The following is a 15,336-nucleotide window of genomic DNA, read 5'->3' on the forward strand; positions in this document are numbered from 1 at the left end:
TCTTTGAAAGGCATATCTCGTGAATTCCGCACTGAACATTTCCGCACTGAACAAGTCCGCCCTTAACCTTGTCAACGTCACCCTGGAGTACCCGGACGGAGACGGCACCCTCAAGGCCCTGGACGACGTGAACCTCAAGGTTCGCGCAGGGGAGTTTGTGTCCCTGATCGGCCCCTCGGGGTCCGGAAAGTCGTCCCTGCTGGCCGTCGCCGCCACCCTCGTCCGGCCCTCCGCCGGCTTGGTGGTGATCGATGGCCAGGACGCCGGCGGACTGCCCGACGCCGGGCGCACCGCACTGCGCCGGGACAAGATCGGCATCATCTTCCAGCAGCCCAACCTCCTGCCCTCGCTCACGGCGATGGAGCAGCTGGTGATCACCCAGCGCCTGCGCGGGGGGGCCGCCCGGGCGGCCGGGGAACGCGCCGCAGGCCTGCTGGACCTCGTGGGTCTCGGGCACGCCCTCGCGAAGCGGCCCCACCAGCTCTCCGGCGGGCAGCGCCAGCGCGTCAACATTGCCCGGGCACTCATGGGAAATCCTGCAGTGCTGCTCGTGGACGAGCCGACGGCGGCCCTTGACCACCACCGCAGCGAGGCGATCGTCCGGTTGCTGCGGCAGGTCACGGACGAGTTCAGCGTGGCGACCGTCATGGTCACCCACGACACCGATTTCGTCCCGATCACGGATGCCGTGGCGAGCATGCGCGACGGACGGCTGTCCGCCACTGCGGCGACGGCGGCGACGCCGGTGGCGGCGGACACGCGGTCGGGGGCCCCGGGATTGGGTTAGGGGACCCGGTAGCCGAGGTCCGGGACGCCGAGCCCGAACATGTCCTTGAGGGCATACCTGGCGGCGAGGAAGCCGGGCATCCCGGTGACGCCGGGACCCGGCGGGGTGGACGACGAGCACAAATACACGCCGGGCAGCGGCGTCCGCCATGGAACCGGGCTCAGCACCGGCCGCCGCAGGACGCCCCAAAGGTCCATGCGGCCGGCGCCGAAGTCCCCGCCGACGTAGTTCTCGTCGTACGCCGCCAGCCCTGCGGCCGTCGTCACCTTGAACTCGACCACCAGGTCCCGGAAGCCGGGCGCGAAGCGCTCCAGTTGCGCCATGACCGCGTCGCTCATATCCACCGTGGAGCCGGCCGGAACATGGCAGTAGGTCCACAGGATGTGCCGGCCGGCCGGGGCGCGGCCGGCATCGAAACGCGAGGGCTGGGAGAGCAGCACGTAGGGCCGGTCCGGATGCCGTCCGGAGGCAACCAGGCGCTCCGCTTCGGCGGTTTCTGCCCTGGTGCCGCCCACGTGCACTGTTCCGGCATCGGCAAGGGCCTCCGCCGCCCACGGCACCGGTCCGGAGAGGATGAAGTCGACCTTGCAGGCCGCGTTGCCGAAGCGGAAGGACTCCAGGGCGCTCCGGTAGCGTGCCGGGAGCCTGCCCTCCGCCAGGTGCAGCAGCGCGGGGGCCGCCACATCCAGCAGGGTCACCCGGGCCGGCGGCAGCTCCGCGAGTGAAGTGATCTGCCTCCCGGTCTCGATTACCCCGCCATGGGCTTCGATGTCGGCGGTCAACGCCTGGGCAATCGCGGCGGATCCGCCGCGCGGAACAGGCCAGCCGCCGGCATGCCCCAGGGCGCCCAGCATAAGGCCGGCGCCGGCGGCGGCGACCGAGGGCAGCGGCGCCACGGCGTGTGCGGCGACGCCGCTGAGCAGTGCGGGAGCCAGGTCCTGACTGAACCTCGCATTCCACAGCGGCGAGCCTTGTTCGAGCGCCCGGAGGCCGAATGCGGCGGCAGCCACGGGATCTCCGGGAATCCGCAGCAGCTGGTTCAGGGTCAGGTCTGCGACTCCCTCCACCCGCCGCACAAGAGGCTCCATGAGCCGGCGGTACGCGGCGCCGTCGGGCCCGAGTTCCGCAACAGTACGCTTCAGGGAACGGTAGGCAAGCGCCGCACGGCCGCCGTCGAGCGGGGATCCGTACGAGAGTTCCGGCACCTCCAGGGGCACCCGCCGGGCCAGCTCAAACCGGCGGAAGAAGGGTGAGGCCAGAACCATGGGGTGCACGGCCGAACAGACGTCGTGGAAGTGGCCCGGTTCCATCAGTTCGGCGGTACGGAGTCCGCCGCCGGGGGTGGCGGCCGCCTCGAACACGTGGACTTTGAGTCCGGCCCGCGCCATGGTCACCGCCGCGGCCAGCCCGTTGGGGCCGGAACCGACGACGGCGACGTCAGTCATGTGCTGCGGCCTTCCGCCACGGCACTCTTCCGCCACGGCACCAGGGACGCCGCGGGCCGGCGGAGATTTATCCGCAGCCAGTCCGGGGCACCGTCGAAGGGTCCGCCATGCGGATCATCGATCCGGTGGCCGCGGATCACGTCGGAGGACGGATCCCAGATGTCCCAGGCGACGCGGGCCATCAGGTAGGCGGTGGCGAGCATGTGGGCAACCACCGCCAGGACGTAATAGGGCATATCGATGTTGTGCTGGGTCGAACCGCCGCTGGTGGCCTGTCCGAGGTACATCCAGATGGCGGCCCAGTGCAGTGCTTCGATGGTCTGCCAGATGAGGAAGTCACGCCAGCGGGGCCGGGCGAGGGCGATCAGGGGGATCAGCCACAGCACGAACTGCGGCGAGTACACCTTGTTGGTCAGGATGAATGCGGCGACGATCAGGAATGCCAACTGCGCGATCCTCGGCCGCCGGGGTGCTGTCAGCGCGAGGACCCCAATCAGGATGCAGGCCAGGAGGAACAGGTCCATTGCGAGGGAGTTGATGGCTTCGGCCTGAAGCGGGTTCCAGCCCAGCCGGTCGGCCACCAGGTTGTAGGCGAACCAGGGGGAGCTGTAGCCCGCCGGCCGCTCCTGCGTGAACTGATAGAAGTACTTCCAGCCGTCCGGATTTGCCGCGGCCACCGGGAGGTTGACCGCCAGCCAGGCCGCGGTTGCGGCACCGGCAGTGATCAGGAGCGCCCGGATGCGCCCGCTCCGGAGCGCCAGCAGCAGAACGGCACCGAGGATCAATAGGGGGTAGAGCTTGGTGGCCGTGCCCAGGCCGATGAAAATTCCGGCGAGGACAAGCTTGTTTCGCGAAAAGAAGTACATGCCAAGAGCCAGCAGGCCCACGGCCCACATGTCCCAGTTAATGACGCCGGCAAGGATGATGCCGGGAGCGAGTGCAACCATCGCCGCGTCCCAGGACCGCCGCCGGTTCGTCCGCGCCGTGGCCAGCACGGTGATGACCCAGACGGCGGCGATCAGGGTGGCGTTGACGTCGAAGTAGCCAAGGACGCGGGGGTCCCCGGTGCCGGCGCCGGGCACCAGAAGCGCCGTGGCGCCCGCGATGAACCCCATCAGCACGGGGTACTCAAAGAGACTTCCCTGGGTGATGAAGGGGAAGGCGCCGTCGCCGAGGCCGCGGTTGCGGAACAGCTCCGGAAAGTCCGAGTAGCACGTGGCGTAGAACTGTCCGGGTGTTTCCCAGCCGTTGGTGCGGCAGAAGTTCTTCAGCAGAATCCCGGCCAGGGCGGCGAGGACTGTAAGAATCACCAGGACACGCTCCACCGTGAAGAATCCTGGCGAAACGATCCCGGGCGCCGAGCGGTGGCCCAAAGGACCGCCTACCAGTTCCGTGAAGTTTCGGAGAAAAGGGTCGCTGCGGCTCGGGATGACCAATCGGACCCGTTTGCGCTCCGGCGGCTTTGTCTCCTGCATGACCTTGAGCTTACCGGGGGCCGCTGCCCGGTGCCGCGCTGCGGCGTTCCTGGCACGTCGGATCGCCGGCCACGCCGTAACGGGGGAGATGGAGGGGCTTAAAAGGGGGAGCCCGTGCGTCGCCGCACGGGCTCCCCGGGGATCGGTTCCGATTTCAGTCATCAGGTTCTCCTTCGCTGCGGACAGTCCTGCCAGTAACAGGCTTCGTCCCCGCACGGGATTGGTCCATGCACCAGTGGCGACAGTGTCCGGTAGTCAGCAGATCAGGGGTTCAGCGAATCAGGCCGGCCTGATGCATGGCGAGGAAGGTGTCGTCTCGCCTTTGGTCCAGGAGTTGGCCGTTGAAGCGGGTTGACTCCCTGTGTGCCAGCTTTCGGAACAGGACCCTATAGAGCTTGTTCATCATGGTTCTTACCTCCCCTCGGGGGCTTGATCGGTGCGTCTTGGCGGCGGATACGGCGGTGCGGTGGGTTGAAGCGGTGGTTGCGGTAGCCACAGGGACCTTTCGTTGGTGGGGGATGCTGCCCGGCCGAAGGCAAACAAGGGGGCAAACAGGAGGCATTAGAAATGGCCGGATGAAACGGACGGGCGTATTTTTGGGCGCGACAAATAGAGCCGTGGTGTGTTGAATTCGAATAGCCGATTCCAGGCGCAACAATTAGTCGCAAAATCCCTGGGCTTTTACTAAGCCGGAATTCCGGAAACGGAGAAGTTATTCGATGGAGAATGGCCCCTGGACGCGGTAACGCCGAGACCCCAACAAGAAGCTCGGTTCCGAACTATGGGGAGGCTGCGCAACCGCGTGGTTCCGCCTGTTCAGGCTGCCGTCACTAGGCGTTCCGTTGAGGAAGCCAGCTGCCGCCGGCCCCAGGCTGTATTACCTGTATTACCTGGGACGGGAAAGCGGTCAGGAAACAGTCAGTCCGACATTTGGGCGCGGCACAGCGAACGAGGCCGGGGTGGCGGTGGCGGTGAACATCCATCCGCTAGTCAAAGTAATCATCATTTTCCCAACCTCCTTTTCTGTCCTGCCGTGGCTCCGGCTGACTGACCGGGCGACGCGCGCCGTGACCCCGGCAAGTCGCTCTGGGGTCAGAAATAAAAATACACCACGAATGCGGCAGTTGCCTACCGAATTCATAAACTTTCTTTGACTTTTGTTTTAAAAACCGGTTTTAGAGTCCCCAGCGCACGATTGCCGGGGTCTTCTTGTCCCATCCCAGCGTGCAGACTTTGGCAGTCCCCAACACGAAATGCCGGCCCTCGCGGGGGTCGAGTCCGAGCCACCGGGCGGTCAGGATGCGGGAGAAATGTCCGTGCGCGACGATCAGCACATTGTCCAGGCCCGATTCCAGAACCCGGGCCACGATCTTGTCCGCCCGGGCGGCGACGTCGTCGAGCGCTTCACCGTTGGGCACGCCGTGCGTCCAGATCAGGTATTCGGGGTTGTCCTTGCGGATGAGGTCTGAGCTGATGCCCTCATAGTCGCCGTAGTCCCATTCCACCGCCAGCGGCTCCAGTTGGGCGTCGGGGTAGCCGGCGAGCTCGGCGGTCCGGCGGGCGCGGCGCAGGGGCGAGGTCAGCACGAGGTCGAAGTCGACAGTTTCGAGCACCCTGCGCGCCTCCACCGCCTGCTGCTCACCCTCCACGGTGAGGGGCATGTCGGTGAGCCCGGTGTACTGCCCGCTCTTGGACCACTCTGTTTCGCCGTGCCGCAGGATCCACAGTTGGGGGCGGGGGCCGTTGGATGGTGCAGTCACTTAGGACTCCTCAGTAGTGGAAAGTTCGGCGCCGGCGGGCGCCGCCTCGGGCTGGGCCGCCCACCAGTCCCGCAAGCGGGATTCGGCGACGGCGGGATCGAGCGGACCGTGCTCCATGCGTTCTTCGAGCAGGAATTTGTAGGCGCGGCCCACCACGGGACCCGGCCTGAGACCGAGCAGGGCCATGATCTGGCCACCGTCAAGGTCCGGGCGGACGGCGTCGAGGGATTCCTGTTCGCGCAGCGCCGCAATCCTGGCCTCGAGGTCATCGTAGGCGAAGGACAGCCGGTCCGCCTTGCGCTGGTTCCGGGTGGTGACGTCGGAGCGGGTGAGTCGGTGCAGACGCTCCAGGAGGGGCCCGGCGTCGGTGATGTAGCGGCGGACCGCGGAATCGCTCCAGCCGGCCTCACCGTAACCGTAGAAGCGCATGTGGAGCTCCACGAGCCTGGCCACGGCCTTGATGGTGTCGTTGTCGAAGCGGAGCGCCTTCATGCGCTTGGCCGTCAGCTTGGCACCCACCATGTCGTGGTGGCGGAAGCTCACCGCACCGCCGGGTTCAAAACGGCGCGTGGCCGGCTTGCCGACGTCATGCATCAACGCCGCGAACCGCAGCACAAAGTCCGGGCCGGGAACCGGGCCGTCCGCCTTCGATTCCAGGGCGGCGGCCTGTTCCAGGACCTGGAGCGAGTGCTGGTAGACGTCCTTGTGGCGGTGATGTTCATCGGATTCGAGTCGCAGGGCCGAGACTTCAGGCAGCACCAGGTCCGCGAGTCCGGTATCGACCAGCAGGTCCACGCCGGCCCGCGGCTGCGCGGCGCAGATGAGCTTTATCAGTTCATCGCGCACACGTTCGGCCGAGATGATGCTGATCCGTTCCGCCATGCGGACCATCGCCTCGCGGACTTCGGTGTGCACCGACACCCCCAGTTGGGCCGCGAACCTCGCCGCGCGCATCATGCGCAGGGGGTCGTCGGAGAAGGACGTTTCCGGCGGTCCCGGTGTGTTGAGGATCGAGGCGTGCAGGTCGCGGACGCCGCCGAAAGGATCGACGAGCTCCAGCATGGGAAGCCGCAATGCCATGGCGTTGATGGTGAAGTCCCGCCGCAACAGGTCATCCACGAGGGATGTTCCGAAGGCCACTAGCGGCTTGCGGGACTCCGGATCGTAGGCGTCGGCCCGGTACGTGGTGATTTCGATCTGGAAGTCGTCCTTGCGCATCCCGATGGTGCCGAAGGCGCGCCCGATCTCCCAGTAGTTGTCCGCCCATTTCTTGATCAGGGCGACGGTCTGGTCCGGAGTGGCGTCGGTGGTGAAGTCGAGGTCGGGCGAGATCCGGCCAAGAAACAGGTCACGGACGGGCCCGCCCACGAGGGACAGCTCGTGGCCGGCGTCGACGAAGCGCTGCCCGAGCTCCAGAACCACCGGATCCACCTGGAAAGAAACGGTGTGGGAGTCAGTCTTGTGATGTGCGTGCGCCATAGTTACTTAAGCTTGTCAGAAAACCGCGCCAGCACCACACCGGAACCCTCGAGGATCCGGCCGGTTCGTCACGATTGCCGACGAACCGACGCGGGCCGACTTTCCCGGCCGTCCACTTTCCGGCCATGTTTAGGTCATCAACTGCGGGCAAGAGTAGTTAGAGTGGACCTCATGGCCCATCCCGTACCGAGCGCTCCCGGCAGGAGGACAAACGCACCGTTGCCGTCGGCAATAGGTGCCAATGTCGCGCCTGTCCAGCACACGGGCCACGCTTCCCTGCCCACCGTGGAGGAAATCTCCGCCGGGGGCGTCGTGGTGGACATGTCCGACGCCGACCTGCGGGTAGCGATCATCGCGCGTCTCAACCGCGGCGGCCGTCTCGAGTGGTGCCTGCCGAAAGGGCACCCGGAAGGCAAGGAAAGCAACGAGGAAGCTGCCGTCCGCGAGATCGCGGAGGAAACCGGGATCGAAGGCAAGATTCTGGCACCGCTGGGAAGCATCGACTACTGGTTCACCGTTAGCGGCCACCGCGTCCATAAGACCGTGCACCACTACCTGTTGAGGGCCACGGGCGGGGAACTCACCATCGAAAACGATCCGGACAAGGAAGCCGTTGACGTTGCGTGGGTTCCCATCCAGGAGCTGGCCCGCAAACTGTCCTTCCCGAATGAGCGCCGCATCGCGGACCTGGCCAAGGAAGTCCTCCCGGAAGTCCGCTGAAGGCCGCAGGTGCGGCCGGTCACGGCCACCGATAGCGACTAATGCCCCAAGCGGGTGAGACGATGAAGACGATGTCATCTGCCAAACCCGCCCCCGTCCCCTCCGGCCCCGCCGATTCCAAAGCTGTCCAGTCCGGAGAAGCCCGTTCCAGCGCCATCATGGCGGCCGGAACGCTCATTTCACGTTTCCTGGGCTTCGCCAAGACGTGGATGCTGGCGGCCGCCTTGGGACTAGGCTCCTCCGTCAATGACACCTTCATCAATGCCAACAACCTCCCTAACCTGATCTTCCTGCTGGTCGCGGGCGGGGTGTTCAATGCTGTTCTGGTGCCGCAGATCATCAAGGCCAGCAAGGCGCCGGACAAGGGTGCGGATTACATCAGCCGACTGCTGACGCTAGCGGTCCTGGTGCTGCTAGTGCTCACGCTGCTGGTCACGGTGCTGGCGCCTATGGTCATTCAACTGACCACCCAGGGCTACTCGCCGCAACAGAAGGCCCTCGCGGTGTCGTTCGCGTTCTGGTGCCTTCCGCAGATTTTCTTCTACGGCCTGTACGCCCTGTTGACCCAGGTCCTGAACGCCCACGGAGCCTTCGGGCCCGCGATGTGGGCGCCGATCGTCAACAACATCGTGGCAATCGCCGGGCTGGGGATGTTCATCGCCATCATGGGCGCCAACGAGGCCAATCCCCACACGATCGATAACTGGGGGTCCTTCCAGACCATCCTCGTGGCCGGGTTCTCCACGATCGGCGTCGTTACCCAGACCGCCGTCCTGCTCATTCCTGTGTTCAGGCTCCGGCTGGGGCTGCGGCCGCGCTTCGGCTGGCGCGGGGTCGGGCTGGGCCACGCCGCGAAGCTGAGTATCTGGACCCTGGCGACGGCCGCCGTGGGGCAGTTGGCCTTCCTTTACGTCATGCGCATCGCCACGATTCCGGGCGCGGAACGGGCCCGCCTCCAACAAGCGGGGGATCCCGCGGCGGCCGGCATTCCGGGCAACGCCGTGCTGGAGGTGGCCAGCCAGCTGTACCTGCTGCCACACTCCATCATTGCCCTGTCCCTGGCCACCGTGCTGTTCAACCGGATGACCCGGGCGTCGCAGGACGGAGACCGGGCCGCGCTGCGCAGCGCGCTCTCCCACGGGCTGCGGACCATGGCCGTGGCCACCGTCTTCGGCGCGCTGGCGCTCTTCGCGCTGGCCGGGCCGCTGGGCATGTTCTTCTCCGGCAACGTGCGCCTGGACGGCGTCATGCTGGCCCAGACCCTCACCATCCTGGCCCTCAGCACCCCCTTCATGAGCGCCAACTTCATGATGTCGCGGGTGTTTTACGCCAATGAGGACGCCCGGACGCCGTTCTTCATCCAGCTGGTCCTGGCGCTGGTCAACGTGGCGGCCGCGTTCGCAATCCAGTTCCTGCCGTTCGATCAGATCATCTTCGCCATCGCCATCCTCTACACCGGCGGCAACATCCTCTCCGTGGTCGTCAGCGCGGTCTTCCTGCGCCGGCTCCTGGGCCACCTCGACGGGCCTCGCATTGCCAGCTCCTACATCCGGATGGGCTACGCGGCCCTGGGTTCCGCCCTGGCCGGAGCCGTGGCCCTGTGGATGCTGGGCAGCTACAACCCGGACGGCTACGCCTGGAGCGACCGGATCGCCGCTCTGGTGACGATCGTCGTCGTCGGTCCCGTCATGCTGGCCGCCTACTTCCTGCTACTGAAGCTCTTCCGGGTGACTGAGCTGCAGGACCTCCTGCAGCCGCTGCTGGGGCGGCTCCGGCGCCGGGCCGCCGAGCCGGGCACCGAGCCAGGCACTGAACCACAGGCCGATGGCGCACCGGGGGTGCGAAGGGCACCGGAGCGGGCCACCACCTCGGTGGATACAGGCCTGATTCCGCGAATTTCCGGCGGATTCGACGCCGAGTCGTTCCGCGTCGGCCCCGACATCCGGGAAGTGGACCCGTTCCCGTACGGGCGTCCGCCCGGTCCGGAAGGCGGATACCTGCCGGCCGAGGACCTCCCCAGCACCGCACAGGGCGGTTTGGGCCGGGGCGATGCTCCTTTGCCGGGCCGCCGGACCTACCAGGGCCCGGCCGGTCACAACCCCTATTTCCCGTTTGGCCGGAAAAAGAAAAAATGAGCCCGGCTCCGTTTCGAACCGCCGTGCTCACGCGGCCCGGACAGAGCATCGGCTAGGATCGAAGACTAACAAGGGAAGTTGCGGACCAGCGGTCAACCGGCTTACCGGAGGGCACACGGTCGCTCTCGGAGTGACCACGTCGGCAGGTCCCGGATAGTCTAGGAGGAGCCCGTGTCCCACCCGATCGATGTCGGATCAGTACTCGGTGGCCGCTACAAGGTCACAGCCACCGTACTGACCTCACATGACCAGGATCTGGTGCTGGACGGTGTGGACCAGGTGCTTAACCGTCCCGTGAGCATCCTCGTCGCCGGCCCGGGCAACGCCGATCAGGTGGCCCAAAGTGCCCGTGAAGTGGCCACGGGCGAACGTCCCGGCAGCGTGCAGATCCTTGACCTTGGCGTCAGCGATTCCACCACGTATCTGATCACCAACCACACCTCGGCGGCGGACCTCCTGGATCTTGTGGTGTCATCCAACCCGCCGTACGTCGAACCTTTCTTCACGGACACCTTGGGCAGCGAAATCTTTGGGCAGGCCCGCTCCCACGAACCCGAAACCTACGACGGACTCTACGACGACGAGGAAGTCGACGCCGGGTACATCAACTACGGGCAAACCCAGACCGCAGCCGGACAACCGCCGGTTTCCCCCGCGGCTCCCCCCGCCGGAGTACCGTCCCGGCCCGCGTCGGCGCCCGCCGCCGCGAATGGTGCGGCAGCGGCAGCGGCCGCCGGAGCGGCAGCAGCGGCCGCTAGGGCCAGCAAAGCCCCCACAACCGCACCACAAGAGACCGCGGCACATACGACGGCGCCGCAGCCCGTCCAGGGCGGCACGGCATCCCGCCAGGCCGGCTCGGCAGCGCAGCAGCCGGCAACCGCCGCTGCACCTAAAGTTTCCTTGTGGTCCGACGACGACCACACCGGCGACGACACCGGCAACAACCAGCATGGTGCCGAGCACCACGGCGGCGCAGCCGCGGCCGCCGGCCTGGCCGGAGCCGGTTTCGACACGGCGGATCGGGCTCCGGGCACCTTCCCCGCCTCCGCGCGTGCCGCCGTCGATGAGGATGAGGACGAGTACGAAGACGGAGACGAGCCCAGCCGCGAACCCCGCTCCATGCGCTGGCTGGTGGGCGGGCTCCTGGCTGCCGTGCTGGTGGTGGGCCTCATCTTCGCGGTCACCAACCTTGGCAGTCTCTTCAAGAGCAGCCCGCAGACCACCGCCGCAGCCTCCGCGGCGTCCAGCGCGCCGGAACAGTCCACCGCGCAACCGACGTCGACCGCCAGCGTGGCGCCGGCCGCCGGGCCGCCCGTCATCGAGGGCGTGACGCGACTCGGCAACTTCGATTTCGCCGGAAATTATGACTCAGACCTCGTCAAGACGTTTGACGGGAACGGCGCGAGCTTCTGGTCCGACATGGAATTCGCCACCGAAGACTGGGGCGGACTTGCCTCCGAGGTCCCGTTGGTCGTCAAGCTGAAGGACCCCTCCAAGATCTCCTCCGTCACCCTGAGCCAACTCGGCGCCTCCGGCGGCAGCATCAGCGTCTTCACCAATGACAGCCCGTCCCTGGACGGCGCGAAGCAGATTGGCAGTAACAGCTTTACGTCTCCGGACCTGACGATGCCGCTGGCTGAACCGGTTACGGCGCAATACGTGATCGTGTCCATCAAGACGCTTCCCAAGCTGGCCGCTCCCAAGACCCGATACGGGTACGGCCTGCGCTTGGCCGAGATCAAGGTTCAGTAGCGGCCCTGTTCAGTAGCGGACCCTGTTCAGTAGCGGACACTGTTCAGTGGCGGCCCGTGTGCGGTCGCGCCCCTGTAATCCGGGGCTGTGTCCGGGTCCGGCCGCGGCAAACCGGTACCCTGAGTAGTGGTGTTGCTCCGTAAGGCCCATTTCGGCCGGAATATTCAATGCCCGGTAATAGTTGTGCCATGTGGCCGGCCATAGAGGCGGGCGCATCGACAAAGGAAGAGGTTCACCGCTCAGTGAGCAACGCAGAAAACACTGCCTCCGAAGTGCGTGATGTCATCATCGTCGGCTCCGGCCCGGCGGGCTACACCGCAGCGGTGTACACGGCGCGCGCAAACCTGAAGCCGCTGCTCCTGGCAGGCTCGGTCACGGCCGGCGGTGAACTGATGAACACCACGGACGTGGAGAACTACCCGGGGTTCCCCGACGGCATCATGGGCCCGGACCTCATGGAGAACTTCGAGAAGCAGGCGGCGCGCTTCGGCACGGAAATCCAGTTCGAGGACGTTACCGAGCTGGATCTCGACGGCGACGTCAAGACCGTCACCATCGGCACAGGGGAGACCTTCAAGGCCCGCGCGATCATTCTTTCCACCGGCTCGGCCTACCGTGAGCTTGGACTGCCGAACGAGAAGCGGCTTTCGGGCCACGGGGTCAGCTGGTGTGCAACCTGCGACGGTTTCTTCTTCAAGGATCAGGACATCGCGGTAATCGGCGGCGGCGATTCCGCCATGGAAGAGGCCCTGTTCCTCACCAAGTTCGCCAAGTCCGTCACCGTTGTGCACCGCCGCGACACCCTCCGCGCTTCAAAGATCATGGCCGACCGCGCCTTGGCCCACGAGAAGATCAACTTTGTGTGGAACACCGGCGTGGAGGACGTTTCGGGGCAGGACAAAGTCACCGGATTGCGGTTGAAGAACCTGGTGGATGGCGCGGAAACGGAACTTGCCGTGACCGGAGTGTTTGTTGCAATCGGCAATGATCCCCGCACTGATTTGGTCAAGGGCAAGCTCGAACTGACCGCAGAGGGAACCATCGCGGTCGACGGCCGCACGTCAAAGACCAGCGTCCAGGGTGTTTTCGCCGCCGGCGACGTGATCGATCCCACGTACCGCCAGGCGATCACCGCGTCCGGTTCCGGTTGCGTGGCGGCCCTCGACGTCGAGCACTACCTCGCAGATTTCCACGCCTAAACGGCGCGCAGCAATCAACGGAAGAGAGACAAAGGTTATGAGCAACGCAAAAGACGTAACTGACGCCAGCTTCAGCTCTGATGTACTGGCCTCCGAGAAGCCGGTCATCGTCGATTTCTGGGCCGAATGGTGCGGCCCCTGCCGCAAGCTGGGACCGATTCTTGACGAGATTTCGGTCGAATACAGCGAGAAGGTTGATGTGGTCAAGGTAAACGTTGACGACAACCCGGCCATCGCAGCCGAGTACGGCATCACCTCCATCCCGGCTGTTTACCTGTTCCAGGGCGGCGAGGTCAAGAGCACCGTTATCGGTGCCCGGCCCAAGCAGTTCTTTGAGAAGGAATTCGCGGACGTCCTGTCCTAGGCTGACCGAAAATGGCCCCCGCTTCTGGCGGGGGCCATTTTTTTGTGCCCCACGCCACTGAAGGCAATGGGGCTGCTCGGGTCGGCTGTCCGGCTCGCGCCAAGTCCTTTCTGGACGAATAGAGCAAGTCTCAAGGGTTGCCTATCGATGCAATATTCTGTCCGTGGGACGTTACAGCCGATATCTCAGAACCCTGTCGTTGGGGGATGCGTCTACCCGTTGTGCAGGAGTCCTGGACTGCTCGCATCACCCTGTCTGGTCGCGAGGTCGGGTCGCCGGTCGTCGAGTTTCACGTGAAATTCGTGTTTCACGTGAAACATGGGGATCGGGGGACTCGTGCGCGATTGCGCATATCCCGAGGAACACAGGGTCGGGGAGCGGCTGGGTTGTACGAGCGTGCGCGCTCCAGTGACAATAGCACGGTCGCGCCGGACGGTTTCACGTGAAACGGTGAATCCAGGTGCGGGGGCCAGGCCACCCTGATGGAGGCGGGGATGGTACTGGCAGGGCCCGAGGCAATAGTGGGCAACGTGCCGAAGTCGACATCGCGGATGGCTTTCTCGGCATCATCATGAGTTACGACTGCAGGTCGCGCGGCGATTGGCTGATCACGCCCTACATACCAACGTAGCCATTCTCTGTCGGTGCCGAGGCTATACCGCCACTGCGGGAATGCACGGTTTTCTGCACTGGCCCCTCGCTGTAGTCCAGGTTCCACGCCAGGTGAGCATGCGATCCGGAAGGATTCCAGACCAAGTGAGCGGGCGATCTCGGAGGCATTCACCCACCGAGTGTCGGGATTTCCGGAGTAGCCGACGAAATCCCCGCCTTTATCCAGGCCCGTGAACGATTCTTGTTCCTTGTTGCCGCCAACCAACCACGCGCCCTCGTTGCAAGCCCGGTACAGCAAATGTTTCACGTGAAACATGGCACGACGCTCAAGCCGGGATTGGTCGACCAGGCCCCCGCAACGATGTTTCACGTGAAACCGGGACTAACACCCGGCACTGACGACGACTCGACAGTAGAAATGACAGTTCACTATTAGATATCTCTTCAGTTGCGACCGCTGACATCCCCTTCCCATTCACTGAGGAGGCGCAAACGGGGACCCCGTCTGTTCCCTTCCTGCGCCCGTGGTCTTCCTTCCGTTGCGCCCCTGAGCACCATCTGCAGCAATGCATACAAATTGCTCAACACCAGTGAATGTCGCAGAGAAAGAGCCATTCTACTCATCTCCATAGCAATTTTGCCCACCTGCGGCCTCGATCCCCACTATTCGTCATCTCAATTCCCGCGTAGATCACGACGGGATAAGAGCCAGCTGCAGCATTCTCGGGTTTCACGTGAAACATACCAAGGGACTTGGAAGCACCGGAAGAGCCGCAGCCACCAAAGCCTCTCTGGTACCTAATGGGGGATAAGCGCCCGTTCCAGGTTCCGTCAGCCGCGCCATCACCGGGTAGGTGTGAAGAAGTCAATGGGCGGGCGGCGCGTGAATAGAGCGCTCAACCGGCAGGCTAACGTCATAGGGCGACGACCGGTACCACTTCATCGGTTCCCCATACGGCCTCCCACAGGCAAACGTCCGAGACTGCATGAGGCTGCTCGGCGCGGGACGCTGTGGACCACCCCGAATCGCTAAGCGACGCTGCCGCCTGTGACGCGTCGGGGAAATATCGACAGTAAGTTGAATGCACAGCCATCTCTGGACAGCTCATGTTGTCTGATTTAAGGGCACGCCAAGCACCAGCGATCGAACTCGGGGCTACTGCGGCAGCAGCCATAGCAAGGAACTCTTCCGTTTAACTCCTTGGATGACGCATGGCGGGCCGCTTATGGCAGATCGGAAGCCGGATCACAGTTCCCTTGCCACCGCGCGTTCGCCGGCCCCACGCGAGCCTGGCGACGACAGTTCCCGCCGCGACAGATCCACACCGGCTCCCGCGCATGGTGGGGCCCCGCGACAGATCCACACCGGCTCCCGCGCATGGTGGGGCCCCGCGACAGATCCACACCGGCTCCAGCGCTTGGTGGGCCCCCGCGATAGATCCACAACCGGCTCCGCCATGGTTGGCACCCGGAAGCTGGCCAAACAAAGCCAGCCAGTTCTCTAGGCCCCACCTTGCCCCAGTCGCTGATCTGCTCGTCTTGGCACGTCCAGCCAGGGCCAGGTTCGGACGTCGTCCCGATCGTGCCCTCCTCGTCCATCGCCTGCTA

At 65.1% G+C, this 15,336-nt stretch carries 10 protein-coding genes; 6 read left to right on the forward strand and 4 right to left on the reverse strand.

Going from position 1 to position 15,336, the window contains the following annotated elements:
• The first annotated feature begins 19 nt into the window (after positions 1-19).
• Positions 20-787 (forward strand): ABC transporter ATP-binding protein, encoded by a 768-nt coding sequence (locus BLQ10_RS08550; RefSeq protein ID WP_254785474.1) that lies wholly within the window; start codon positions 20-22, stop codon positions 785-787.
• Here BLQ10_RS08550 and BLQ10_RS08555 read toward each other — a convergent pair.
• From BLQ10_RS08555 to BLQ10_RS08570, 4 genes are all read right to left on the reverse strand, one after another.
• A complete protein-coding gene (locus BLQ10_RS08555; RefSeq protein ID WP_091560713.1) occupies positions 784-2,232 on the reverse strand; it encodes a phytoene desaturase family protein in 1,449 nt (482 codons plus the stop codon). The two genes, BLQ10_RS08550 and BLQ10_RS08555, sit on opposite strands and share 4 nt — an antisense overlap.
• Entirely contained in the window at positions 2,229-3,707 is a 1,479-nt protein-coding gene (locus BLQ10_RS08560) for a glycosyltransferase family 87 protein (protein ID WP_091561030.1), read from the reverse strand. The genes BLQ10_RS08555 and BLQ10_RS08560 overlap by 4 nt, the downstream gene beginning before the upstream one ends.
• Before the next feature lie 1,175 nt (positions 3,708-4,882).
• Positions 4,883-5,467: a histidine phosphatase family protein gene (locus BLQ10_RS08565; RefSeq protein ID WP_091560715.1), complete on the reverse strand. Its 585-nt coding sequence runs from the start codon at positions 5,465-5,467 to the stop codon at positions 4,883-4,885.
• Positions 5,468-6,946 carry a CCA tRNA nucleotidyltransferase gene (locus BLQ10_RS08570; protein WP_091560717.1) on the reverse strand — a complete coding sequence of 493 codons (1,479 nt, stop codon included), beginning with the start codon at positions 6,944-6,946 and terminating at the stop codon, positions 5,468-5,470.
• Between the two features lie 171 nt (positions 6,947-7,117).
• On the opposite strand from BLQ10_RS08570, the gene BLQ10_RS08575 reads away from it, so the two are divergent.
• The 5 genes from BLQ10_RS08575 (at position 7,118) to trxA (ending at position 13,116) form a co-directional block, all read left to right on the forward strand.
• A complete protein-coding gene (locus tag BLQ10_RS08575) occupies positions 7,118-7,666 on the forward strand; it encodes an NUDIX hydrolase (RefSeq protein WP_254785475.1) in 549 nt (182 codons plus the stop codon).
• Between the two features lie 62 nt (positions 7,667-7,728).
• Positions 7,729-9,801: a murein biosynthesis integral membrane protein MurJ gene (murJ, locus tag BLQ10_RS08580; RefSeq protein WP_091560720.1), complete on the forward strand. Its 2,073-nt coding sequence runs from the start codon at positions 7,729-7,731 to the stop codon at positions 9,799-9,801.
• A gap of 171 nt (positions 9,802-9,972) precedes the next feature.
• Positions 9,973-11,553 (forward strand): protein kinase family protein, encoded by a 1,581-nt coding sequence (locus tag BLQ10_RS08585; RefSeq protein WP_091560722.1) that lies wholly within the window; start codon positions 9,973-9,975, stop codon positions 11,551-11,553.
• 242 nt (positions 11,554-11,795) lie between these two features.
• Positions 11,796-12,752 (forward strand): thioredoxin-disulfide reductase, encoded by a 957-nt coding sequence (gene trxB, locus BLQ10_RS08590; RefSeq protein ID WP_091560724.1) that lies wholly within the window; start codon positions 11,796-11,798, stop codon positions 12,750-12,752.
• Positions 12,753-12,789: 37 nt separating this feature from the next.
• Positions 12,790-13,116: a thioredoxin gene (trxA, locus tag BLQ10_RS08595; RefSeq protein ID WP_091560725.1), complete on the forward strand. Its 327-nt coding sequence runs from the start codon at positions 12,790-12,792 to the stop codon at positions 13,114-13,116.
• Positions 13,117-15,336 lie beyond the last annotated feature (2,220 nt).

Source organism: Arthrobacter sp. ok362 (assembly GCF_900102785.1).
Lineage (GTDB): Bacteria > Actinomycetota > Actinomycetes > Actinomycetales > Micrococcaceae > Arthrobacter.